The 22,486-nt window shown below is 71.2% G+C and carries 20 protein-coding genes and 1 tRNA gene; 8 read left to right on the forward strand and 13 right to left on the reverse strand.

Translation table 11 applies throughout. The features are described from left to right. Positions 1-64: 64 nt before the first annotated feature. Positions 65-457, reverse strand: a complete 393-nt coding sequence (locus tag ACWGJ2_RS13390) for a VOC family protein (RefSeq protein WP_453346192.1) — start codon at positions 455-457, stop codon at positions 65-67. A gap of 170 nt (positions 458-627) precedes the next feature. Between ACWGJ2_RS13390 and ACWGJ2_RS13395 the strand changes: the two genes are divergently transcribed. Continuing rightward, positions 628-1,230: a DUF2165 domain-containing protein gene (locus tag ACWGJ2_RS13395; RefSeq protein ID WP_453346193.1), complete on the forward strand. Its 603-nt coding sequence runs from the start codon at positions 628-630 to the stop codon at positions 1,228-1,230. 154 nt (positions 1,231-1,384) lie between these two features. On the opposite strand, the gene ACWGJ2_RS13400 is transcribed toward ACWGJ2_RS13395, so the two are convergent. The 6 genes from ACWGJ2_RS13400 to wrbA all read right to left on the reverse strand — a co-directional run bounded on the left by ACWGJ2_RS13400 (position 1,385) and on the right by wrbA (position 6,912). Further along, positions 1,385-2,119, reverse strand: coding sequence for a DUF3618 domain-containing protein (locus ACWGJ2_RS13400; RefSeq protein WP_453346194.1), 735 nt, complete (start codon positions 2,117-2,119; stop codon positions 1,385-1,387). Next, positions 2,116-2,559 (reverse strand): phage holin family protein, encoded by a 444-nt coding sequence (locus ACWGJ2_RS13405; RefSeq protein WP_453346195.1) that lies wholly within the window; start codon positions 2,557-2,559, stop codon positions 2,116-2,118. Before ACWGJ2_RS13405 ends, ACWGJ2_RS13400 begins: the two co-directional genes overlap by 4 nt. Before the next feature lie 55 nt (positions 2,560-2,614). Next, entirely contained in the window at positions 2,615-3,688 is a 1,074-nt protein-coding gene (gene sph / locus ACWGJ2_RS13410; protein ID WP_453346196.1) for a sphingomyelin phosphodiesterase, read from the reverse strand. Between the two features lie 145 nt (positions 3,689-3,833). After that, positions 3,834-3,906: transfer RNA gene (locus tag ACWGJ2_RS13415), tRNA-Arg, on the reverse strand. Positions 3,907-4,022: 116 nt separating this feature from the next. Further along, positions 4,023-5,903: a glycoside hydrolase family 3 protein gene (locus ACWGJ2_RS13420; protein ID WP_453346197.1), complete on the reverse strand. Its 1,881-nt coding sequence runs from the start codon at positions 5,901-5,903 to the stop codon at positions 4,023-4,025. A 385-nt stretch (positions 5,904-6,288) separates the two neighbouring features. Beyond that, the gene (gene wrbA / locus ACWGJ2_RS13425; protein WP_453346198.1) at positions 6,289-6,912 is read right to left on the reverse strand and encodes an NAD(P)H:quinone oxidoreductase; all 624 of its coding nucleotides are present in this window, start codon (positions 6,910-6,912) and stop codon (positions 6,289-6,291) included. A 527-nt stretch (positions 6,913-7,439) separates the two neighbouring features. On the opposite strand from wrbA, the gene ACWGJ2_RS13430 reads away from it, so the two are divergent. After that, positions 7,440-8,129 carry a TetR/AcrR family transcriptional regulator gene (locus ACWGJ2_RS13430; RefSeq protein WP_453346199.1) on the forward strand — a complete coding sequence of 230 codons (690 nt, stop codon included), beginning with the start codon at positions 7,440-7,442 and terminating at the stop codon, positions 8,127-8,129. 435 nt (positions 8,130-8,564) lie between these two features. Then, complete coding sequence (locus tag ACWGJ2_RS13435; RefSeq protein WP_453346200.1) at positions 8,565-10,115, forward strand: MFS transporter; 1,551 nt, start codon at positions 8,565-8,567, stop codon at positions 10,113-10,115. 161 nt (positions 10,116-10,276) lie between these two features. Here the strand turns inward: ACWGJ2_RS13435 and ACWGJ2_RS13440 are convergent, their stop codons facing one another. Next, entirely contained in the window at positions 10,277-10,792 is a 516-nt protein-coding gene (locus tag ACWGJ2_RS13440; protein WP_453346201.1) for an N-acetyltransferase family protein, read from the reverse strand. A gap of 174 nt (positions 10,793-10,966) precedes the next feature. On the opposite strand from ACWGJ2_RS13440, the gene ACWGJ2_RS13445 reads away from it, so the two are divergent. The 4 genes from ACWGJ2_RS13445 (at position 10,967) to ACWGJ2_RS13460 (ending at position 16,291) form a co-directional block, all read left to right on the forward strand. Next, positions 10,967-11,983, forward strand: coding sequence for a sigma-70 family RNA polymerase sigma factor (locus ACWGJ2_RS13445; protein WP_453346202.1), 1,017 nt, complete (start codon positions 10,967-10,969; stop codon positions 11,981-11,983). A 308-nt stretch (positions 11,984-12,291) separates the two neighbouring features. After that, a complete protein-coding gene (locus ACWGJ2_RS13450) occupies positions 12,292-13,077 on the forward strand; it encodes a DeoR/GlpR family DNA-binding transcription regulator (protein WP_453346203.1) in 786 nt (261 codons plus the stop codon). A gap of 5 nt (positions 13,078-13,082) precedes the next feature. Further along, complete coding sequence (gene pfkB, locus ACWGJ2_RS13455; RefSeq protein ID WP_453346204.1) at positions 13,083-14,087, forward strand: 1-phosphofructokinase; 1,005 nt, start codon at positions 13,083-13,085, stop codon at positions 14,085-14,087. Further along, positions 14,084-16,291 carry a fructose-specific PTS transporter subunit EIIC gene (locus ACWGJ2_RS13460; protein ID WP_453346205.1) on the forward strand — a complete coding sequence of 736 codons (2,208 nt, stop codon included), beginning with the start codon at positions 14,084-14,086 and terminating at the stop codon, positions 16,289-16,291. Before pfkB ends, ACWGJ2_RS13460 begins: the two co-directional genes overlap by 4 nt. 209 nt (positions 16,292-16,500) lie before the next feature. On the opposite strand, the gene ACWGJ2_RS13465 is transcribed toward ACWGJ2_RS13460, so the two are convergent. Beyond that, positions 16,501-17,553, reverse strand: a complete 1,053-nt coding sequence (locus ACWGJ2_RS13465; RefSeq protein WP_453346206.1) for a P1 family peptidase — start codon at positions 17,551-17,553, stop codon at positions 16,501-16,503. A gap of 44 nt (positions 17,554-17,597) precedes the next feature. Here ACWGJ2_RS13465 and ACWGJ2_RS13470 point away from each other — a divergent pair, with 44 nt between their 5' ends. Further along, positions 17,598-17,840, forward strand: a complete 243-nt coding sequence (locus ACWGJ2_RS13470) for a hypothetical protein (protein WP_453346207.1) — start codon at positions 17,598-17,600, stop codon at positions 17,838-17,840. 139 nt (positions 17,841-17,979) lie between these two features. On the opposite strand, the gene mscL is transcribed toward ACWGJ2_RS13470, so the two are convergent. From mscL to ACWGJ2_RS13490, 4 genes are all read right to left on the reverse strand, one after another. Then, positions 17,980-18,558, reverse strand: coding sequence for a large conductance mechanosensitive channel protein MscL (gene mscL / locus ACWGJ2_RS13475; RefSeq protein WP_453346208.1), 579 nt, complete (start codon positions 18,556-18,558; stop codon positions 17,980-17,982). 978 nt (positions 18,559-19,536) lie between these two features. Next, positions 19,537-20,367: an S-methyl-5'-thioadenosine phosphorylase gene (locus ACWGJ2_RS13480; protein ID WP_453346209.1), complete on the reverse strand. Its 831-nt coding sequence runs from the start codon at positions 20,365-20,367 to the stop codon at positions 19,537-19,539. A gap of 204 nt (positions 20,368-20,571) precedes the next feature. After that, complete coding sequence (locus ACWGJ2_RS13485; RefSeq protein ID WP_453346210.1) at positions 20,572-20,928, reverse strand: FmdB family zinc ribbon protein; 357 nt, start codon at positions 20,926-20,928, stop codon at positions 20,572-20,574. A gap of 67 nt (positions 20,929-20,995) precedes the next feature. After that, positions 20,996-22,462 (reverse strand): MFS transporter, encoded by a 1,467-nt coding sequence (locus ACWGJ2_RS13490; RefSeq protein WP_453346211.1) that lies wholly within the window; start codon positions 22,460-22,462, stop codon positions 20,996-20,998. Positions 22,463-22,486: the final 24 nt, after the last annotated feature.

Genomic DNA, 22,486 nt, shown 5'->3' on the forward strand with positions numbered 1-22,486 from the left:
GGCCGGGACACACTGTCCCGGCCCGCAGTCGTGCGCCCCGTGGTCCAGGAGATGGCGCTTCGCGTCAGCTACCGCTTCCGCTGCCGTAGGGGCGGGTGATGATCTCCAGGATGTGGCCGTCGGGGTCGGACCAGTAGACGCCGCGGCCCCCGTCGTTGTGGTTGATCTCGCCGGGGCGCTGGCGGTGCGGGTCCGCGTAGTAGGTGATCTTGCTGTCCTTGATGCGGCCGAAGATGGCGTCGAACTCGTCCTCGGACACGATGAACGCGTAGTGCTGCGGGGTGATCGGCCCGTCGCCGGCGTCGGCGAAGTCGAGAGCTACCTCGTTGCCGGTCACGACGGGGATGAACGGCCCGTACTGCGGCTGCACTTCGAGGCCGAGCAGGGTGGCGAGGAAGTCCGCCGACGCCTTCTTGTCAGTGGCATGGACGATGGTGTGATTGAGCTGAACAGACATGGCCGGTCTCTCCTGACGTCCCGGTGGTACGGCTCTGCTGACAGGCTTGTCCATTCCAACGGGAGTGACAAGCAACGCTATTTCGGAATGTGCTCGGCCTTTCGGCTTAGTCCTCGGGGCCCAGAACGGGACACCCGAGCACCGGGGCGCGGGGACGGGGAGGGGAAGCGATGAGGGAGAAGGAACGTACGGGGAGACGGCCGTCGGCCCGGGCCGGTGTCGGCGGCGGAGGCGGCGGTGGCGCGCGGGGAGGGGTGCTGCGGCTGGGCACGCTGCCCGTCGTGGCCACGGCCCTGACGGGCACGCTCGCGCTCTACATGGCGCTGGTGGCCTTCGGCAACATCACGGACTTCGGCACGAACCAGCAGTTCGTGCGGCACGTGCTCGCCATGGACACCACGTTCAAGGACGAGGACCTGATGTGGCGCGCGATCGAGTCGAGAGGGCTCCAGGACGCCGCGTACGTCGCGATCATCGCCTGGGAGACGGTGACGGCCCTCGTGCTGGTCTGGGCGACGGCGCTGTGGGCGGGCGGGCTGCGCCGCCCCGGCACGTACGAGCGGGCCCGCAGGGCGAGCACGCTGGGGCTGGTGATGCATCTGCTGCTGTTCGGCGCGGGGTTCATAGCTGTCGGCGGCGAGTGGTTCGCGATGTGGCAGTCCTCGGACTGGAACGGCCTGGACGCGGCGGCGCGCAACTTCGCCGTAGGCGCCTTCGTGCTCGTCCTCGTCCACCTGCCGTCCCGCCAGTGGAGCGCCGCGGGGAAAGACTGAGGCCGCGCGGCGACGCGACGCGCGCCACGGGGCGGGCCGACGGACACGACGAGCGGGCGGGCCCGGCCCGGACCCGCCCGCCGCGTCGGCGCTGACGCCGGTGGCCGTGACGGACCGGCGGTCCGTCACCGGCCACCGGCACCGTTGCCGTCGGTCAGTGGTGGACCGCGTCCTTCGCGCCGCGCTTCGCCGCGCCGACGGCCTTGCCCGCCTTGTAGGCGAGGGCGGTGCTGCCGGGCACGGAGTCGTACCAGTGCCGCTTCGCGAACGGCACGGTGTGCCGCGCACCCCTGTACCACCGCTTGCCGTGCTTGCCCGCCGCCTTGCTCGCGGTCCGGCTCGCGCGCCTGCTCGCCGACCCTGCCGTGTCCGCGGTCCTGCGCGCGCTGCGCGCGGTCTCCCGCGCGGCACGCTGGGCGGTCCGCCTGGCCGTCTTGCCCGCGCTCTTCCCCGCGGCCTTGCCCGCCGCGCCGAGCGCCTCGGCGTGCTCGCGCACGGCGGGCGCGTTCAGCGCGTCGAGGCGGCGCAGGGCGCGTGCCCGTCCCGCGCCGTGGCCCTTGCCGCCCAAGCGGCGGCGGGCCAGCAGCCCGGCGGCGGTCACGGCGACGAGCGCGCCACCGGCCGCGGCGATGGGCTTGGCGTTGCGGCGGCCGGATTCCACGGCGTGCGCCGCGGCCTCCTGGGTCCGCGTCTTCACATCCGCCTTGGCCACCAGTTCCTCGATGGTGGTGCCCAGTTCGTCGCGCGTGCGGTCGATCCTGGCGCGCAGGCCGTCGGTGTCCGTGACGCCGTCGGAGTCCGCGGCGCCCGCGCCGTTGGCCGCGCCCTTCGCGTCGGTGCGCGTATCGGCGCGTGTATCGGTGCTGGTACGGGTGTCCTTCGAGGTCATCGGCGTGTCCTGCCCTTCGTCCTGATCGTCTCGATGTCCGCCTGCACGCCCTCGATCGCCTGCCGCGGTACGGGCGGCGCCGCCTTGCGCAGCTGCGCCCTGCCCATCAGCGCGAGCACGCCCGCGAGGGCGAGCAGCACGCCGGTGACGACGAGCGCGGACAGCCACACCGGCCAGACCTCGGCCGGCCCGGCGATCCCCGCCGCCACCCCAGCCATGGCCGCGAGCAGCCCGAGGAGCCCGGCGGCGCCGTACAGCCCACCGCCGCGCCCGGCGCTCCGGCCCTTGACGTTCAGCTCCACCCAGGCCAGCCGCATCTCGTCCCGAACGAGCTGAGAGAGCTGCGCGGAGGCGCGGGAGACGAGCGTGCTGACGGGCGTGCTGACGGGCGTCTGCCCGTCCACGTGCCGCTTCCCTGTCTGCTGCGCTACGTCGGTCACGCCGGGCCGGGTACCTCACCTCGGGCCGTCTAATCGGCCTTCTCGCCGTGCCTGCTCAGCCCGCCGTCAGCGGGTAGTGGTCCGAGAGGTTGACGTAGGTGTAGTCCTTGCCCCAGCTCGACACCGTCCAGGGCTCGCTCTGCTCCTTCACCACGTGGTTCCGCCAGTTGTCCGGGCGGGCGTGGCCGCGGCGGTGCAGCACGTGGTCGAGGTCCTCGCTCGGGTCGTCGGGGTAGCGCTCGGCGGCGATGGAGTTCTCGTCCGTGTCGAAGGAGTACGGGTGCCCCGTACGCGCGTCGGCGGGCACGGCACCGGCGTTCGCCAGCATCGATTCGTACTCGTCGCCGTGCGAGTCGACGTTCAGGTCACCGGCCAGCATGACCTGCTCGTCCGAGGGGATGTGCTTCGCGTCGAGGAAGGCGTCGATCTGCCGGAACTGCGCCGCGCGGTCGGCGACGGCCTCCCCCTTGCCGCAGCCCGAGTCGGTGGACTGGGTGTGCGTGCCGACGATGTGCACCTTGGTGCCGTGCACGTCGAGCACCGCGTACAGGAAGCCCTTGTTGGAGTACGCGTCCGAGCCGCACGCGTCCGGATACACGTACTGCTCCTGCCGTACGATCGGCCACTTGCTCAGCAGCGTCACGCCGCCGTCCTCGGGGGTGGTCGCCGAGTACGCGCCGCCCGTGGCGTCCCACCCGCTCCTGCTACGTCCGACGACGGGCGTCTGGTGCGGGTACCGGTCGGCCGCGTTCCGCTTCAGTGCCTCGGACGAGGAGTTGTCGAACGCCTCCTGGAGCACGACCACGTCCTGCCCCTGGAAGAAGTCCGCCGCGGGAATCGCCTGGGCCCGGTGGTCCTGGCCCCAGTTCGGGTACAGGGCCCGACTCATCAGGAACGCGTTGTACGTGAGGACCTTCAGCCGGGGCGTCTCCGTCCGCGTCTCCGTCCGCTGTTCCGGAGCCTGACGGGAGGTCTTCCTGGCGGCCTGCCCTGACGCGTGGCCGACGGCTGTGGCGGGCACGGCCGCCGCCAGTACCGCCACGGCGGCCCCGACCCCGACGACGGCCCCCGCCGCCCTGCCTGCCCGTACCCGTATCCGAACCGGAATCCGCGCTATCCGCTTGCGCACTGCGTCTCCTGCGATGTGGGGGGTTTGCATGAGCCCACCCATCAAAGCAGCCCGCATTACTGGCGGGTATACACGCGTCCCACGGCACTGCTCCCTGGGACGCGAAAGGCCGCCTGCCCGGGTGGGCAGACGGCCTTCTGTCCGGTGCCCCCGGCAGGATTCGAACCTGCGACACCCGCTTTAGGAGAGCGGTGCTCTATCCCCTGAGCTACGGAGGCGGGAGGCCCCGTCGAGGAGCCCAGGACAGGTTAGCTGATCCGGCGTCGGGGTGGGGAACGAGTAAGGAGCCGGGGGCGGACGGCACGTCGGTACGGCAGTACGTCGGCGCGTACTGTCAGTAGGACAGCCCGTGCCCGAACCCGTAGAGCGTGGTGGACGGGGAGTCCAGGGCCGGGACGGTGACCGGGAGTTTGCCGCGTGGGGGCACCGTGCCGAAGAGGACGCGGGCGAGGGAGGTGAGGGCGGGGGCCCCGTAGGAGTACGTGGCGAGGTAGGCGGGGACCTCGGGGAAGCGGCGGATGTCGTACGGGTTGCGCACGGCCGCGACGATCACCGGGATGCCCGTGTCCATGAGCGCCTTCACCAGCGCCGCCTGGGCGACGCCCTTCTCCGCCCCCGCCGCGGCCGCGTTCGAGGACACCAGCACCACGTCGTGGGTACGCGCCACCGCCGCGGCCTCGTCGATCGCGGCCTGCTTCGGCACCGTGCCCGTCTCCAGGCCGGTCGCGGACTGCCCCTCGTACGCCGAGACCGCGGTCACCAGGTTCTTCACCTGCGTCGCACCCCACCCGGTGACCAGGACCGAGCGCGCAGTGGCGGGGGAGAGCGGGAGGACGCCCTCGTTCCGTACGAGGGTGACCGCGCGGTCGGTCAGGGAGGCCGCGGCGGAGAGGTGGGCCGCGCTGCCGACCGTACGGGCCGCGGCGGTCTCGCTGACGAACGGCCGCGGATGCAGGCCACGGCGCAGCTTGTGGGCGAGGATGCGCGTGACGGACGCGTCGAGCCGGGACTCCGTGACCTTGCCCGAGCGGACGGCGTCGAGGACGGCCGCACGGGCGACGTCGAGCTTCGGTGCCAGCACGAGCTGGTCGCAGCCCGCCTGGAGGGCCCTTACGGGGGCGATGTCCGGCGGGAAGTCGCCCGTCGCGCCGCCCATGTCGAGGGCGTCGGTGACGATGAGCCCGTCAAACCCCAGTTCCTCGCGCAGCAGCCCCGTGATGATCGGCTTCGACATGGTCGCCGGGACCCCGCTGGCGTCCAGGGACGGGACGACGATGTGCGCGGACATGATCGTGTCCACGCCCTGCTTGATCGCGGCCCGGAACGGGGGCAGGTCGATGCGTTCCAGCTCCGCGCGGCTGTGCGTGATCACGGGCAGCCCTGTGTGGCTGTCGGTCTCCGTGTCGCCGTGGCCGGGGAAGTGCTTGGCCGCGCTGGAGACGCCGCCCTCGTGGTAGCCCCGTACGGCCGTGGCCACCAGCGACGAGCACAGCGCGGTGTCCGACCCGAAGGAGCGCACGCCGATGATCGGGTTCTCGGGGTTGATGTTGACGTCCGCTACGGGGGCGTAGTTCTGGTTGATGCCCATGGCCGCCAGCTCCGCGCCGATGATCTCCGCGGCGCGGAGAGTCTCCTTGCGCGAACGGGTCGCCGCGAGCGCCATGTTGCCCGGGAACTGGGTCGCGGGCTCGACCATGCGGTAGACGACGCTGCCGCCCTCCTGGTCGATGGAGACGAGCAGGGGGACGCGGGCGCCGGTGCGGAGGGCGGCGCGCTGGAGCCCGTTGGAGAGCGCGGCGACCTGGCGGGGCTCGCGGACATTGTCGGGGCCGCGCCGCGCGTCGAAGTAGATGACCCCGCCCGGCTGGTACTTCGCGACGACCTCGGCGGGCGTCGCGACCCCGTACAGCGCCTGGTTCCTCGGGTGCGAGGTGTCGGCGGCCTGGCCGTAGACCTCGACCACGAAGAGCTGGCCGACCTTCTCCTCCAGCGACATCCTGCGCATCAGGGCCCTGGCGCGGGCCTGTACGTCCGCTGAGGCCGCCGAGGCAGTCGCGGTCGCCGAGGCCGCCGCTGAGCCCGCAGACGCGCCTGTGGCGGCCGTGGACGCGCGGGCGGCACCCGTCACGCCGAAGGCCGCGGCGACTCCGGCGGCCGAGGCGAGCACCTGTCTACGGGTGGCGGACTGCTGCTGCGTCGAACGCGTCGGGCGCATCGGAGCTCCTCACAGGGCGCGGGCGGGACAAGGGCGGACACGGCTGATCGGGTGGAGCGGGGGGCTCGACGGTTCCGGTGGTCTGGACGGGCGGGGCGGTCGGCGTGGTCGGGGCGGGGCACAGGGATGCCCGAGGGCGGGGAGGGCGGGCACGTGGGGTTCGCCGTACGGGGTACGGCCCGCGGAGCCGTACCGAGTCCTACGGAGAGGCCACATCGTCGCAGCGGCCCGGGGCGGAAACCAGATGCCACACGGGACTTCATGGGTCCAGTCCACTGACGGCCCCGGGCCGCTCAGGGCTGCTCAGCGCCGTCAGTGGCTGCGCGGAGGCAAGGGGACGCTGGGGGCTCGGGGAGGCCCGAGGCCCGGGGGCGCCGGAGGGGGCTCAGGCGGAGAGGCCCGCCTTGAGCGCGGTGGTCATGCGCACGACGCGCTCCGCCTGGACGCGCGCTGCCTTGCGGGCGGTGTCGTCGACGGGGTTCTCGCCCTGCGCGTCGACGTGGGAGGTGCCGTACGGGTTGCCGTCGACGAACTTCGACGCGGCCGTGTAGCCGGGCGCGACCAGGATGCCGCCGAAGTGGTGGACGGTGTTGTAGAGGGCGAGCAGGGTCGACTCCTGGCCGCCGTGCAGCGTGGCGGAGGAGGTGAACCCGCTGTAGACCTTGTCGGCCAGCTTGCCCTCGGCCCAGAGGCCGCCCAGCTGGTCGATGAACTGCTTGAGCTGCGATGTCACGTTTCCGAAGCGCGTCGGGCTCCCGAAGATCACCGCGTCCGCCCACTCGACGTCCTCCGGGACGGCCTCGGGGATGTCGGCGGTGGCCCGTACGTTCGCCGCCCACGCGGCGTTGGACTCGATCGCTGCCGGGGGCGCCAGCTCGGCCGCACGGCGCAGCCGCACCTCGGCCCCGGCCTGTTCCGCGGTGTTGGCGATCTCCTTGGCGAGGGCGGCGTTGGTGCCGGTCGAGGAGTAGTAGATGACGGCGACCTTGGCGGGGGCGGGAGTGGCCATGTGCGGGTGGCTCCGTTCGGGTTTGGGACAGGGGACGGCGTGGAGACGGACGGGCGTCGGCCAGCGCCGGTGTCAGTGCTGGTGTCAGTTCCGGTGTCGGCGCCGGTGCTTGGCCGGGGGCGGTCGGACGGTGGGTTCACATGCTTATGCCCGATTCTGGACCGGAGTGGCCGCCGGGGCATCCGTTGCCGGGTCGAGTGTCGCGCCGGATTCACCCGGCGGGGCTCCATGGGCCCATGGGGGCCTTGTGGGGTCCTGTGGCGGCCTGCGGGGCCTACGGGAGCCTGTTAAGCCTCGCGAGCCCCCTGTGACGCAGGACACGTCGGAGCCCCGAAATAAACGGGGAAGCTTTCCCCGTTTGAGCCTGTGTCTCCGCAAAGCGGGGAGCCAGTCCCCGGAACGTTCCGGAGGCGGAGCCCTACAGGGTTCTCCGTCTTCCGCGAGCGGCCCGGAACCGGAACCAGAGCTGGAACCGGGACCGGGGCCAGGGACCGGCAGTAGACGGACCAGAGTCGAGGAGCCAGGCCATGGGCAGCATCGGCACCGCACCCGCGGCGAACCGCAAGCACGCGGCCCCGAAGGTGCGCGCGGACGCCACCCGTAACCGGGAGCGGATCATCTCCGCCGCCCGGGAAGCCTTCGTCATCCACGGGGCGGACGCGCCCCTGGATGAGATCGCCCGGCACGCCGGGATCGGCAACGCGACGCTCTACCGGCACTTCCCCGACCGCGACGCGCTCGTACGGGGCGTCGTACTCGCCGTGACCGACCGGATCGCCACCCGTGCGCGGACCGCGATCCAGGAGGCGACGGCCGAGGCCGGAGGGGGCGGCGACGGTGCCGCCTTCGAGGCGGTGCGCCGCTTCGTCTTCGGTGCCGTGGAGGAGCGCGTCGGCGCGCTCTGTCCCATGCTCTCGGCCCGCTTCGACAAGGCGGACCCCGAACTCCTCGCCGCGCGTCAACGCCTGGAGGGGCTCGTCGAGGAGCTGATCGACCGCGCACAGCGTGCGGGGGAGCTGCGGCCCGATGTGGCCGTCGGGGACCTGATGGTCGCCCTCAGCCAGCTCACCAGGCCGCTGCCGGGCTCCGGCTGCGCCGAGATCGGCCGCTTCGTGGACCGTCACCTACAGCTCTTCCTCGACGGGCTGCGCGCCCCGGCGAGGTCCACGCTGCCCGGTCACGCCGCCACCCTGGAGGAGCTGCGCAAGGGCTCTTGAAACGGAACCAGGCGGAACCCGCCATGTGAACCGGACTTCCCTCCCCGTAGCGCTTCGTTTTCCCCGACCGGCTGGCCGGCCGACCGGTCCGGGACCACTGGCTGACGCCGTCACCGCGGCCGAGCCGTACCCGCGCCGTACGCGCAAAGACGCCCGTACCCGCCACCCGTATCCGCACCCTCCCCTTCCGCATCCGTAACCGAGGCTCTGGGCGGCCGTCCGTGGCCCGCGACCAACCGCCCGCACGGCCCCCGCCCGTCACTCCCTGGCAGCGACGCGCACCGTGACGCCACCCGGCGCCACGGCGCGGACCGCGCGCGCCGTACCCGCGCACCTGCGTGCCTGCGCCTGTGCACCTGTGTGTACCGGCGCATGTCATTTACGTGGCATTACGTCCCGTTTTCACTTACTCCGCACCGTGAGGTAGACCCACCCATGTACGATTCCGTGAGCCAGCTCGATCCGAGACGCTGGAAAGCGCTCGCCTTCATCGCCATAGCGCAGCTCATGGTCGTGCTCGACGCGACCATCGTGAACATCGCGCTGCCCTCTGCCCAGGCCGACCTCGGCATATCCGACGGCAACCGGCAGTGGGTCATCACCGCCTACGCCCTCGCCTTCGGCGGGCTCCTCCTCTTCGGCGGCAGGATCGCCGACCTGTGGGGACGCCAGCGCACCTTCGTCACCGGCCTGGTCGGCTTCGCCGCGGCCTCGGCGCTCGGCGGCGCCGCCATGAACACCGAGATACTGCTGGGCGCCCGCGCGCTCCAGGGCCTCTTCGGCGCGCTGCTCGCGCCCGCCGCGCTGTCCCTCCTCGCGGTGATGTTCACCGACGGCAAGGAGCGCGCCAAGGCGTTCGGCATCTACGGGGCCATCGCGGGCGGTGGCGGCGCCATCGGCCTGATCCTGGGCGGCGTACTGACCGAGTACCTGGACTGGCGCTGGACCTTCTACGTCAACATCCCCTTCGCCGTCATCGCGGCCGTCGGCGCCCTGCTCGTCATCAAGGAGCCCGCCGAGGCGCGCAACCGCTCCTCCCTGGACATCCCCGGAGTGGTGCTTTCGACGCTCGGCCTGGTGGCGCTGGTCTACGGGTTCACGCGCGCCGAGTCGCACGGCTGGGGCGATGGCGGCACCATCGCCATGTTCGTGTCGACGGTCGTGCTGCTGGCGGCCTTCGTCGCCGTCGAGGCGCGGGTGAAGGCCCCGCTGCTGCCCCTGCGCGTGATCACCGACCGGAACCGCGGCGGTGTCTACCTGTCGCTGGGCCTCGCGATCATCGCGATGTTCGGGCTGTTCCTCTTCTTGACGTACTACCTCCAGATCGTCAAGGGCTACTCCCCGGTGAAGACCGGGCTCGCGTTCCTCCCGATGATCGCGGGCATGATCACCGGTTCCACGCAGATCGGCGCCCGCCTGATGACGCGGGTGCAGCCGCGGCTGCTGATGGGCCCCGGCTTCGTGAGCGCGGCCCTCGGCATGCTGATCCTGACGCAGATGGAGGTCGACAGCTCGTACGCGACCCTCATCCTTCCGGCACAGTTGCTGCTCGGCCTGGGCATGGGCACGGCCTTCATGCCCGCCATGTCGCTGGCCACGCAGGGTGTGCGGCCCGCCGACGCGGGGGTGGCCTCCGCGATGGTCAACACGTCGCAGCAGGTGGGCGGCGCCATCGGTACGGCCCTGCTGAACACGATCGCGGCCAGCGCCACCACGTCCTACGCGGCGGCGCACGCGGCCGGGGCCACCACTGAGCCCGCGCGCCGTCTGCTCACGCTCCAGAGCATGGTCCACGGCTACAGCTCGGCCATCTGGTGGGCCGTCGGCATCCTCCTGACCTCTGCCGTGATCGCCGTGACGCTGGTGACGACGCGCGGCGGCCAGGGCGGGAGCGCGGCAGCCACCGACGGGTCCGACGGTGCCGCGCTCGGCGACGACAGCGCCGACGAGGCGGAGGCGCAGCGCATACCGGTGATGGTGCACTGAGCGTCCGCTGCTGAGCGCCTGAGTGCCTCAGCGGCCTGACCGTGCCGAGGGCCCCGTTCCCCAGGGAACGGGGCCCTCGGCGTGCGAGTGGGGGCCGTGGCCCGGAGTGGTCGAGGACTGCTTGAGAAACTGCTTCTTGAGGACTGCTCCTCGAGGGCTGCTCAGAGCCGCTTCGCGTAGTAGTGGACGTCATGGAAGCGCCCGAATTTGCGCCCTGCTCCGTCCAGTGTGCCGACGTGCTCGAAGCCGAAGCGGCGGTGGAGGCGGACGGACGCCTCGTTCGGAACCACGATCCCGGCGAACGCGCGGTGCAGATCCTGGCCCTCCAGGGCCTCGAAAAGGTGCTTGTAGAGCAACGTTCCGAGACCGCGGCCACCCGTGTCGGGGGCCAGGTAGACGCTGACCTCGACGGAGGTGTCGTAAGCGGGTTTCGGGCGGAACTGGCTGCTGGTGGCATAGCCGAGCACGCGAGAGGTACCGGTCTCCAGCGCAACCATGAGGCGGTGCGGACCGTCTTCCAGATGGGAGAGCAGCCAAGGACGTCGCTCTTCTGGGGTGAACGGTTCGATGTCGAATGTGATCGGCGTCTCACGGATGTAGTGGTTGTAGATGTCTGTGAGCGCCCCGAGGTCACCCTCGACGCCCGCTCTGACCAGTACCTCCGCGACGTCCGCCACCGTGGCCTGCCCCCTTCGTTGGCCGGGCAGGGTACTGCATGATCGGGAAAATGATGCGCGAGTTTGGGAATTCTGTCCGGATTCCCCTCGTTGAATCCCTCAGATGCAGGGCACTCGGAGAGTGTCCGAAGCAGCCACCCGGCCAGTTTTGAGTCCACTCGCAAGGGAGCACGCATGGCAACCCGTGCCGTCGCCCGTCGTCAGGCAACCGCGACCGGTGCCAATGACACGGCAAGCAGTGTTCGCGCCGCAGGCAGCGAAGTCGCGGACCGCGACCTGGTCGGCATGTATCTCGACGAGATCGCCCGCACTCCGCTGCTCGACGCGGCGAAGGAAGTAGAGCTCTCGCTCGCCATCGAGGCGGGGGTGTACGCGCGTCGAATACTGGACGGGGACGAGAAGCCCCTGACCTCGGACTCGGCGAGCGCGACAGCGTCCCGCGAAGAGCTGGAAGGCGTCGTCGCGGAGGGCGAGCGGGCGAAGGACGTCTTCATCCGCTCCAACCTCCGCCTGGTGGTGGCCGTGGCGCGGCGTTACCCGCGCAGCGGGCTGCCGCTTCTGGACCTCATCCAGGAGGGGAACGCGGGCCTGGTCCGCGCGGTCGAGAAGTTCGACTACACCAAGGGCTTCAAGTTCTCCACGTACGCGACGTGGTGGATCCGGCAGGCCATCACGCGGTCGATCGCCGACCAGTCCCGCACCATTCGGCTGCCCGTCCACCTGGTGGAGGAGCTGGGCCGTATCCGGCGCGTGCAGCGGGAGTTCAACCGCGAGCACGGCCGCGAGCCCGAGCCCGAGGAGATCGCCGCCGAGCTGAGCTCCACGCCCGAGCGCGTCACCGACGTGCTGGACTGGGCGCGCGACCCGGTCAGCCTCAACATGTCGGTGGACGACGAGGGGGAGACCCAGTTCGGCGATCTGCTGGAGGACACCTCGGCGGCCTCGCCCGAGCAGTCGGTGCTGACGCTGCTGCGCCGCGAGGAGCTGGACGATCTCATCGGCCGCCTCGACACCCGTACCGCCTCGATCATCAAGGCGCGGTACGGCATGGTCGACGGCCGGGAGCGCACCCTGACCGAGGTCGGCAAGCAGCACGGGCTGACCCGGGAGCGGATCCGCCAGATCGAGAAGCATGCCTTGCTGGAACTGAAGAAGATGGCCCACGACACGGGCTTCGACGAGGCGGCGTAACCGCGCACGATCGACGGCCGACCGCCCTTACTGGAGACGGCGCGAAAGCCGCCGCCCACCCCCTGAACGAGCCCCGATCCACTCCCCCGAGGGTCGGGGCTCTCTGCTGTCCGGGGGGAGAGAGGGCTGAGGCCTCTGGCGTGGGGCGGGACATGGCCCCGCACCGGGGGCGAGGGGAGGGGGAGGCGAGGCGAGGTGGGTGTCCGGTTGAGTCTGCGGGGGTGCCCGAGTCTGTTTACTTTTCCGTTCGGTAGTCGTAACGTGACGAGGAAACCACAGGAACGGGCACTGAACGGACCCAAACCCACATGTACGCACCGGAGCGTCAGCAGGAGATCCTCCGCCTCGCCCATGAGCGCGGACGGGTCGACGTGCCGTCCCTCGCGGCGGAATTCCAGGTCACCCCGGAGACCGTACGTCGCGACCTCAAGGCCCTGGACCGCTCCGGACTCGTACGACGGGTGCACGGTGGAGCCATCCCGGCCGGGCGGCTCGACTTCGAACCCGACCTGAGCGAACGCGAGTCCTCCGCCACCGAGGAGAAGGACCGCATCGCGCAGGCGGCGGTCGAGGAACTGCCCTCCGAGGGCAGCGTGCTGCTGGATGCGGGGTCCACCACAGCCCGGCTCGCCGCGGCCATCCCGGTGGAAGCGGACCTGACGGTCGTCACCCATGCCCTGCCCCTCGCGGCCCGGCTCGCCGACCACCCCGGCATAGACCTGCACGTCGTCGGCGGACGCGTACGACACCGCACCCGCGCCGCCGTCGACGCCTGGGCCCTGCGAACCCTGGCCGAGATCAACGCCGACGTCCTCTTCCTGGCCACCAACGCTTTCTCGCTCGACGGCGGCCTCACCACACCCGACCTCGCCGAGGCGGCAGTGAAGCGCGCCCTCATCGCGGCGGCCGGAGGCACCTCGCCAGGGGGGTGGGGCAAGGTCGTGCTCCTGGCGGACTCGACGAAGTTCGGCCGGACCCACTTCGCCCGCTTCGGCGACCTCTCCCACGTCGACCTGCTCATCACCGACACCGGCCTCAGCCCAGACGACGCCCGCGCCATCGAGCGTCAGGGCACCCACGTAAGGCGCGTTTGAACCCCATGACCGTCATCAACACCATCCTCACCGTCACCCCGAACCCCAGCCTGGACCGCACCTACGAGATCGTGGCCCTAGACCGCGGCGCAGTGCTGCGCGCGAGCACCGACCAGGTCGACCCGGGCGGCAAGGGCGTCAACGTCTCCCGCGCGGTGGCCGCCGCTGGACTCCGCACCGTCGCGGTGCTCCCGGTCGGGGGACCGGAAGGGGCACTTCTGACGCGACTGCTCGGCGACCTGGGAATCGAGGTGGCGGGCGTGCCCGTTCGCGGCTCAACCCGGGTCAACATCTCACTCGCCGAACCGGACGGCACCCTCACCAAGATCAACGCTGCGGGGCCCGAGGTGTCCACGGACGAGGCGGAAGCACTGCTGGAGACGGTCAACGCCCAGGCGTCGGCGTCCGGCGTCGGCTGGATCGCCTGCTGCGGCAGCCTGCCCCGGGGCCTGGCGCCCGAGTGGTACGCCGAACTGGTCGCCCGCGCCCACTCGATCGGCGCCCGTATCGCACTCGACACGTCGGGCCCAGCACTGGGCGCCGCGCTACGGGAACGCCCGGACGTCGTGAAGCCCAACGCCGACGAACTGGCCGAGGTCGTCGGCCGCCCGCTCGCGACAGTGGGCGACGCGGTCAAGGCCGCCGAAGAGGTACGGGCCGCAGGCGCCCGCACCGTACTCGCCAGCCTCGGTGCCACCGGACAACTTCTGGTCGACGGCGCCGGCACACATTTCGCCAGCGCCCCCGTCGAGGCCGTCCGGAGTGATGTCGGAGCCGGAGACGCCTCGCTCGCGGGTTTCCTCGCGGCGGGCGGTGCAGGGGCCGACGCGCTGGTCTCGGCCGTCGCCCACGGAGCCGCTGCGGTCCAGTTGCCCGGCAGCCAGATGCCGACACCCGCCGACCTCCGCCAGGACGCGGTCCGCGTCACGGCCGATATCCCCCTCGACCACCCCTTGGGCCACCCCCTACTCCCCGAAGTGCCCGACAGCGCCAATGGAGCCGTGCGATGAGCCAGTTGATCAATGCGGAGCTGGTCGATCTCGACCTGACCGCCTCTACCAAGGAAGAGGCCGCGCGCCTGCTCGCCCAGCGCATGGTCTCCGAGAGCCGCGTCACGGATCTGGAGGGATTCCTCGGTGACGTGGCGGCCCGTGAGGAACAGATGCCGACCGGCCTCGAAGGCGGCATCGGCATACCCCACTGCCGCAGCGCCCACGTCACCGAGCCCACGCTCGCCTTCGGCCGTGCCATCACACCCGTGGACTTCGGTGCCACAGACGGCCCCGCCGACCTGATCTTCCTCATCGCCGCCCCCGACGGCGCCGACAGCGACCACCTCACCATTCTGTCCAGCCTCGCCCGGCACCTCATGGACGAGGAGTTCACCGGCGCCCTCCGTGCAGCCGCCGACCCAGAGCAGACAGCAGCCCTCATCCGGGGCGACGCACCAGCGGAGGAGACCACGCCCGCCCCGGACGCCGCGTCCTCAGAGGGCGGGTCCCCAGGGCCGGACGAGTCGTCCACCGAACCCCGCGAGGGCGCGACCGGCGACCCCAAGTCCCGCGAGAGCGACCCCCGCGATGAAGCGGCCTCCCTTCCCGAGTCGCCCGAGAACACGTCCGGCGAGACTCACACCCCCGGAACAGCGCCCAGTACCGGGGGAGGCCGCCCCTTCCGCATCGTCGGCGTGACGTCGTGCCCCACCGGCATCGCCCACACCTACATGGCCGCCGAGTCCCTGGAACGCGCCGCGGGGGAAGCCGGAGCGGAGATCGTCGTCGAGACCCAGGGCTCCGCCGGGTTCGAACGGCTCGCCCCTGACATCATCGCCGCAGCCGACGGCGTGATCTTCGCCCATGACGTGGAGGTCCGTGAGAAGGAACGCTTCGCGGGCAAGCCCACCGTCGACGTCGGTGTGAAGGCAGCCATCAACCGGCCGGCCGAACTCATCGAAGAGGTACGCGGCAAGGCGGAACGCGGCGAGAGCAGCGCTCCCGCCTCCGTGGCACCCATGGACAACGAAGCCGAGAGTGGGGACGGCTTCGGCACCCGGCTGCGTAAATGGCTGATGACCGGTGTGAGTTACATGGTCCCGTTCGTCGCCGCGGGCGGCCTCCTCATCGCCCTCTCCTTCGCGCTCGGCGGATACGAAATCACCGAAGCCAAGTCCGTGGCCGACCACTTCGTGTGGACCGAGGTCCATAGCTGGGCCGCTCTGCTCAACCAGGTCGGCAGCCTCGCCTTCAGCTTCCTCGTGCCCGTACTCGCGGGATACATCGCCTACGGCATGGCCGACCGGCCCGGCCTGGTGCCCGGCTTCGTGGGCGGCGCCATCGCTGTCCAGATCGACGCCGGGTTCCTCGGCGGTCTTGTGGCAGGTCTCCTCGCCGGGGCCGTGGTGATGGCGATCCAGAAGGTGAACATCCCGCCCGTGCTGCGCGGCATCATGCCCGTCGTGGTCATCCCGCTGATCTCGTCGGCGGTCGTCGGAACGCTGATGTTCGTGGTGATCGGTACGCCCATCGCCACCGCCCAGAAGGCCATGACCGACTGGCTCGGCGGCCTCACCGGCGCCAATGCCGTCCTCCTGGGCCTGCTCATCGGCCTCATGATGTGTTTCGACCTCGGCGGCCCCGTCAACAAGGTCGCCTACGCCTTCGCGACCGGCGGCATCGCCACCGCGGACCCGGGCAACGGCAGCCTGATGGTGATGGCCGCGGCAATGGGCGCAGGCATGGTCCCGCCGCTGGGCATGGCCCTGGCCACAACTGTGCGCGGCAAGCTCTTCAACAAGGCCGAGCGCGAGAACGGCAAGGCGGCATGGGTGCTCGGCGCCTCCTTCATCACCGAGGGCGCGATCCCCTTCGCTGCCGCTGACCCGCTGCGCGTCATCCCCTCCTCCATGGCGGGCGGCGCCGTGACCGGGGCCCTGACGATGACTTTCGGGAGCACTCTCCGCGCCCCGCACGGCGGCATCTTCGTCGTGCCGCTCATCGGAATGCCGCTGCTCTACCTGGTCGCCATCGCGGCCGGTACCGCGGTCACCGCGGCGCTCGTCATCTTGCTCAAGGGAGTCGGCGCCCGTAAGCACGCCGCCGACGGGCGGGAGGCCGACCGGAACGTGCAGTCTGGCGCCACCACCGAGGCGGGAGCGGCCCAGGCCGGCTCCGGCTCCGCGAACGGCACCGACGGCAAGGTCGGCGTTCCCGCCTGACACCTTGTCGGACAGCCGCCGCCGGGTCTCCGGCGGCGGCTCCGTCCGCTCCATACGTCGTCGGCCCGGAAACCGGCAGAGGTGCCCACGTCCCTGCTCGTGCCCATCCACGTGCCCTGGCAGGGCTTCCGTCCGGGGCATCGGCACCGCGCCTCGGACGGCACCGGGGCCGAGCCCGCGCCGGGACGACCGGGGCACGCTCGGCGCGTTCAGCCCTGGCGCCTCGCGCCGTAGAGGTCGCCGTACGACGGGAAGATCCCGCCCGGGGTGTCCGCGCTCTCCGCTGCCAGGACCGCTTTGACCACCGCACGGGTCAGCACATCCGCTCCGGCCGCCAGCAGGTCGTTCAACTCGCCGTCCCCCAGAGCCCGCTCCTCCGTGGCCATCGCGAAGATGGTGTCCCCGTCGTGCATCAGGTGCACCGGCCGGACCGCCCGGGCCAGACCGTCGTGCGCAGCGCCCGCCAGTTTCTGGGCCTGCGGCCGGGTCAGCCCGGCGTCGGTCGCCACGACCGCAAGAGTCGTGTTGAGCGGTGGTCGCAGGGGCCCCGCCGTGCGCCTTGCCGTCTCCTCCCTGGCCTCGGTCAGTCGCCGCATCGCCTCCGCGTGCGTGTCCTCCTCCGGAGCCTGGGGGCGGCCGCCGAACAGCTCCCCGTACAACGCGCCCGTCACCGGGTCCAGCGCCGAGCCCGCCGCGTTCACCACGGCCAGCACGCCGACCGTCGTGCCCGACGCCAGCACTGTGCTCGCCGAGCCGACCCCGCCCTTCAGCCCGCCCACCACGGCTCCGGTCCCCGCTCCCGTACAGCCCTGCGGCACGGGCGCGCCCGCCTCTGTACGGAAGGCGGCCTCCGCTGCCTCCTTGCCCAGGTCCGGGCCCGGCCGGGCGCTCCACTGGCCCCCGCGTCCCAGGTCGAACAGGACCGCTGCCGGGACCACGGGTACAACCTGCGCCGGGTCGGGACCGACCTGGACGCCGCGGCCGTGCTCCTCCAGCCAGCTCATGACGCCGGAGGCGGCGTCCAGCCCGAAGGCGCTGCCGCCGGTCAGCGTCACCGCGTGGATCCGCTCCACCAGGTTCCGCGGATCCAGCGCGTCCGTCTCCCGGGTGCCGGGGCCACCCCCGCGCACGTCCACCGCTGTCACGGCCCCGCCCTCCGGCGCCAGCACCACCGTCGTGCCCGTCAGCCAGCCGTTCCCGGCCTTCTGCGCGTGTCCGACCCGCAGTCCCCGTACGTCCGTGAGTGCGTCGTGTGTCTCCATGTGGCATGGATACCAGTGCGGCGGGGCCGCCGTACCCTTGAAGAATGAGCACGAGCCCGCAACAGCCTGGCCGGGGCCCGCGACAGCCGGGCGATTCCATTCGGCGCGAGCCGGCCGATCCGGCTGCCGCGCTGATCTTCGACGACCCGCTGAGTCTGCCGTCCTCGGACGACACCGACCGTGGCTGGGGCGACCGGCCCTCCGGCGGAACTGGGGCCTCCGGTGACGCGGGTGCGGCAGCCGACCTCGCCCGTTTCCTGAACGAGAAGCCGCCGCACCACATCTGACCGCGCCACCTCTGGTGCGGAGCGTGGGCCGACGCGGTGACCCGGGTGCGGGCGCCGCTCACGGACGCCGCCCGCGTTGCGTTTCCCGCGTTTCCGCTACGGGCGGTTCCCTCGGACCGCGTGGTTTCTCCGCTGGGCGCTACTTCTCCATGGAGGCCGGGCCGCTGCCCGTGCCTCCGGTGCCGTCGCTCGAGCTGTCCGGAGAGCCCGTCGAGGCCGGGCCGGGGGAGTCCGCGCCGGGAGCCGTCGCGCCGTTGCGCTGGGCGACGAGCGCGTCGCGGATCTCCGTCAGCAGCTCGACCTCGGTCACTTCGTTCGGCATCTCGTCGAGCCCGGCCTTGGCCGCCCGGCGCTCCTTGTACTTGCTCATCGGCAGGATCATGAGGAAGTACACGACCGCCGCGGTGATCAGGAACGTCAGCGAGGCGCTGAGTACCGGACCCCACTTGATCGGCACACCGCTGATCACTTCGCCGGTGGTCTCGTTCACCTCGCACGGGGACTTGAGGCAGGACTCGTACTGGTCCAGATCCTGGGTGCCGATCGCGCCCACCAACGGGTTGATGAGTCCCTTGACAATGGCGTCCACGATCTTGCTGAAGGCAGTTCCGACGACGACGGCAACGGCCAGTTCGACCACGTTGCCCCGCATCAGGAATTCCTTGAATCCCGCCAGGAGTCCTGTCTTCCCGCTCTCGGCGGCTTTCTGCTCGCTCAACGAACTGCCTCTTCCCGAACCAACTGATCCAACTGCGTACACGGCGCACGGAGCGGATCACACGCGAAGCCAGCGCGTCCAGAAGCCTCAGCACAGTGTCACCGCCAGTCGGGAGGTGGCAGCCGCGCCGACGAGTTCGGTCGCCGTTTTTCGCGGCACCGCGAGCACGACAAGCGCCCCGTCGCCCGGGACAGTGTCGCCGGACTCGGGGACATCAGCCACTCGGACATTACGTGCCACTACTCGCGCAGAAGTCGACTCCCTGCTGCTCGCGATCACGTCTACCCGGTCATCGCGTTCCAACAACCGGACGGTCGCCGCGTCCGAGATCCGCACCGGCGCGATGACGGTGGCGCCCTCAGAGCCGCCGACCCGTTTCCCTTCCGGACGGGCAAGGGAACGGCTGCCGGAGTCCGCACCCGCCCCGGCCCCTCGCGGCGGTCCCGACGTGATCTGGCCGTCTTCCGTACGGGGAGTGGAGGCCAGCAGAGCGGTCGCCGCGACCGCTGCCACGACAGCCAGCAGCCGTCGCCTTCTCCGCATGAACCGCCGCAGCCCGTAGCGTCCGCGCCCGGCCCGTACCGGTGTGAATTCCGGCACAGTGCGACGGGAGAGCGGGGGCTGTGGGGATCGGACGGGTTCTCTCGCGCCACCTGAGCCGGGCGCACGCCTGGGGTCGAAGTCTTGGGACACGACGCTCACCGCCTGCGGTCGAAGAAGTCGGTCTACCGCAGCTACAGTGCAGGCTTTCCGAAAATCCCGCTGGCGCCTGTGGCTGGCCGGGCCACTGTGGAAAACGCGTTCACCCTCACGCGTCCAACCGGTCTCACCCGGCATTCAGAACCTCAGCGGTCCCGCCCCTGCGCGCCACGGTGACGTTCCCGAAGCCTCCGAGTACCGGGCCGCCTCGGCGGCCCGGTCAGTCCCCGCTCGGTTCGGCCAAGCCCGGCCTCATCAGCCGGACCCGGGCAGGCACCCTTACGGCAGCGCGATCCCGGTGTCGAGCCCGGCCAGCGCGTTGCCGCAGCCGCAATCGCGCTTGGTGGGCAGCTTGCCGACAGCGTTGAAGAGCACCTCACGCAGTCGCCCGACGTTCTCGCCGAAGACCCGCAGGACCTCCTCGTGCGAGACGCCCTCGCCGGTCTCCGCACCCGCGTCGAGGTCGGTGACGAGAGTGAGGGAGGAGTAACAGAGTTCCAGCTCACGGGCGAGCACGGCCTCGGGGTGGCCGGTCATGCCGACGACGGCCCAGCCCTGCGCGGCGTGCCACTGCGACTCGGCGCGAGTGGAGAAACGGGGCCCCTCGATGACGCACAGCGTGCCCCCGTCGACCGGCTCCCAGCCGTACTCGCGCGCGGCGGTCAGCGAGGCTTGGCGTCCGGCCTCGCAGTACGGGTCCGCGAAGCCCAGGTGCACGACGTGGGGGACGCTGCCGTCGGGAAGGGGATGGCCGTCGTAATACGTCTGTACGCGCGACTTGGTGCGGTCCACCAGCTGGTCGGGCACGAGCAGAGTGCCGGGCCCGTACTTGGTCTGGAGCCCGCCGACCGCGCAGGGCGCCAGGACCTGACGCACGCCCGCGGCGCGCAGGGCCCACAGGTTGGCGCGGTAGTTGATGCGGTGCGGCGGCAGGTGGTGCTTGCGGCCGTGCCGCGGCAGGAAGGCAACCCGTCGGCCCGCCAGTTCGCCGAGGAAGAGCGAGTCGCTCGGCTCTCCGTAGGGGGTCTCGACAGTGACCTCTGTCACGTCGTCGAGGAATGAGTAGAAGCCGGACCCGCCGATGACGCCGATCTCTGCCTGTTCGCTCATGCCGCTCACCCTAAGGGCCGCTGCGCGGGCAGTGGACGGGGGCCGTACACGCGAGAGCGGGCGCCCTGCGACAGGGCGCCCGGCATCAAGCGTAGGTCAGGCTGGGCCGTACCCGGGACGAGTAAAGCTCGGGCAAGGGGCCGGATGGAGAGGGCCGGGAGCCGTTGTGGCGGTCGGTCGGCAGGCCCGGTGACCGGTCTCCGGTCAGGCGGCCGAACTGCTTGCCTTACTCGTGCTCTTGGAGTCGCCCTTGCTGGACGTGCTCGACGAACCGGAGTCCGAGGAGGACGAGGACGTCGAGGAGCTGGAGTCGCTGTCGCTCTTGGACGAGGACGACGAGGAGTCCGAGGAGCCCTTCGAGGCCGGGGTGCTGCTCGACGTGGAGCTGCGGCTGTCGTTGCGGTAGAAACCGGAGCCCTTGAAGACGATGCCGACGGCCGAGAACACCTTCTTCAGGCGGCCCTCACAGTTGGGGCACTCGGTCAACGAGTCGTCGGTGAACTTCTGCACCACCTCAAGGCCCTCGCCGCACTCGGTGCACTGGTACTGGTAGGTCGGCACGTTCTTCCTCCTGGCACTCTCACTCATTGAGTGCTAACGACGCTCCATAGTGCAGTATTCCCGCGCGTCAGTCCACTGCGACCGGCGTACGGTGACCGACTCCACGTGCTGTGACCCTTCCTTCGGAGGGCGTGGCGAGCCGTCCGCGGAAGGCAACGAGCACGGTCAGAGCCAGTCCCGTGCCCACGAGCGGCGCGAGGAATCCGCTGCTCGCGCCGAAGCTGTCGGTGAGCTGTCCCGAGGCCGTCGTACCGGCCGCCTGGCCCAGTGCTACCGCACCCGTCAGCCAGGTGAACGCCTCCGTGCGAGCGGTCGCGGGGACCAGCATCTCCACCAGCGTGAAGCTCGTGATCATGGACGGGGCGATGCAGAGCCCCGCGAGGAGGCCCAGACCGCCCAGCAGCGGTGTCCACGGTCCCAGCTGCGCCACGCCCGCCAGGGCCATGGTCGCCAGCACGAGTGCGGGGTAGGCCGCCAGGAGGCGGGCCCGAGGGCTGCGCTTCCAGTGGATGGCGCCGACGGCGAGGGCCGCGAGCATGTTTCCTCCGGCGAAGACCCCGTAGAGCACGCCGTTGATGCCGGGCTGGCCGGAGGACTGCGCGAAGGCGGCCAGGGAGACCTGCATGCCGCCGAAGACCGCGCCGATGCCGAAGAGGAGCGCGATGAGCACGCGGACACCGGGCGCCGAGAGCGCGGACGCCCGCTTCTTCCGCGCCCGGTCGGCGCCGCCGTCGACGTCCTGGCCCGCGTGCGGGGCGGCGTGGGGCCTGTGGCGTGCTGGTACCGGCTGGGTGCGGCGCTGCGCCGCGAAGACCAGTCCGCCGAGCGTCATCAGCACGGCCTCCGCGATCAGTCCGGCCGCCGGATGTACGCCGGTGCACAGGGCCGTGGCGATGACCGGGCCCACGACGAAGGTGAACTCGTCCGTGACGGACTCGAAGGCCGCCGCCGTCGTCATCAGCGGAGAGCCCTCCAGCCGAGCCGCCCAGCGGGCACGCACCATCGGGCTGATCTGCGGGGTGGTCGCGCCCGCCGGTACGGCGGCGGCGAACAGGGACCACAAGGGCGCGTCCAGCAGCGCCAGCGCCGTCAGCAGGCCGATGAACAGGGCGTGCAGGAAGATGCCGGGAACCAGCACGGCACCTTGCCCGAAGCGGTCGGCCAGCTTGCCGCTCTGCGGGGCGAGCAGGGCCATGGCGACACCGGCGGTCGCCGATACGGCGCCGGCCGTGCCGTACGAGCCGGAGGTGTGCTCGACCAGCAGAACGATGCCGATGGTGAGCATCGCGAACGGCTGTCGGGCGAGAAATCCGGGGAGCAGGAACGTCCACGCGCCGCGGGTGCGCAGGAGCTGGCCGTATCCGGGGCGTGATGCGCCCTTGTCGCTGTCGTGAGAAGTGGTGGCCGGGGGTCTCACGGCCGGGCCTTTCTGCCACCTGGTAGCGCGGTTGATCACGTTCGATCGCAGACGTTCCTGCGCGAACGCGTTGTCACGCCCTTGCGTGAACGCGCCGAGGGCTGTCCTCTCGCGCATGACCTGTCCAGGCCGCGCCAGCCC

This window comes from Streptomyces sp. NPDC054796 (assembly GCF_053611545.1).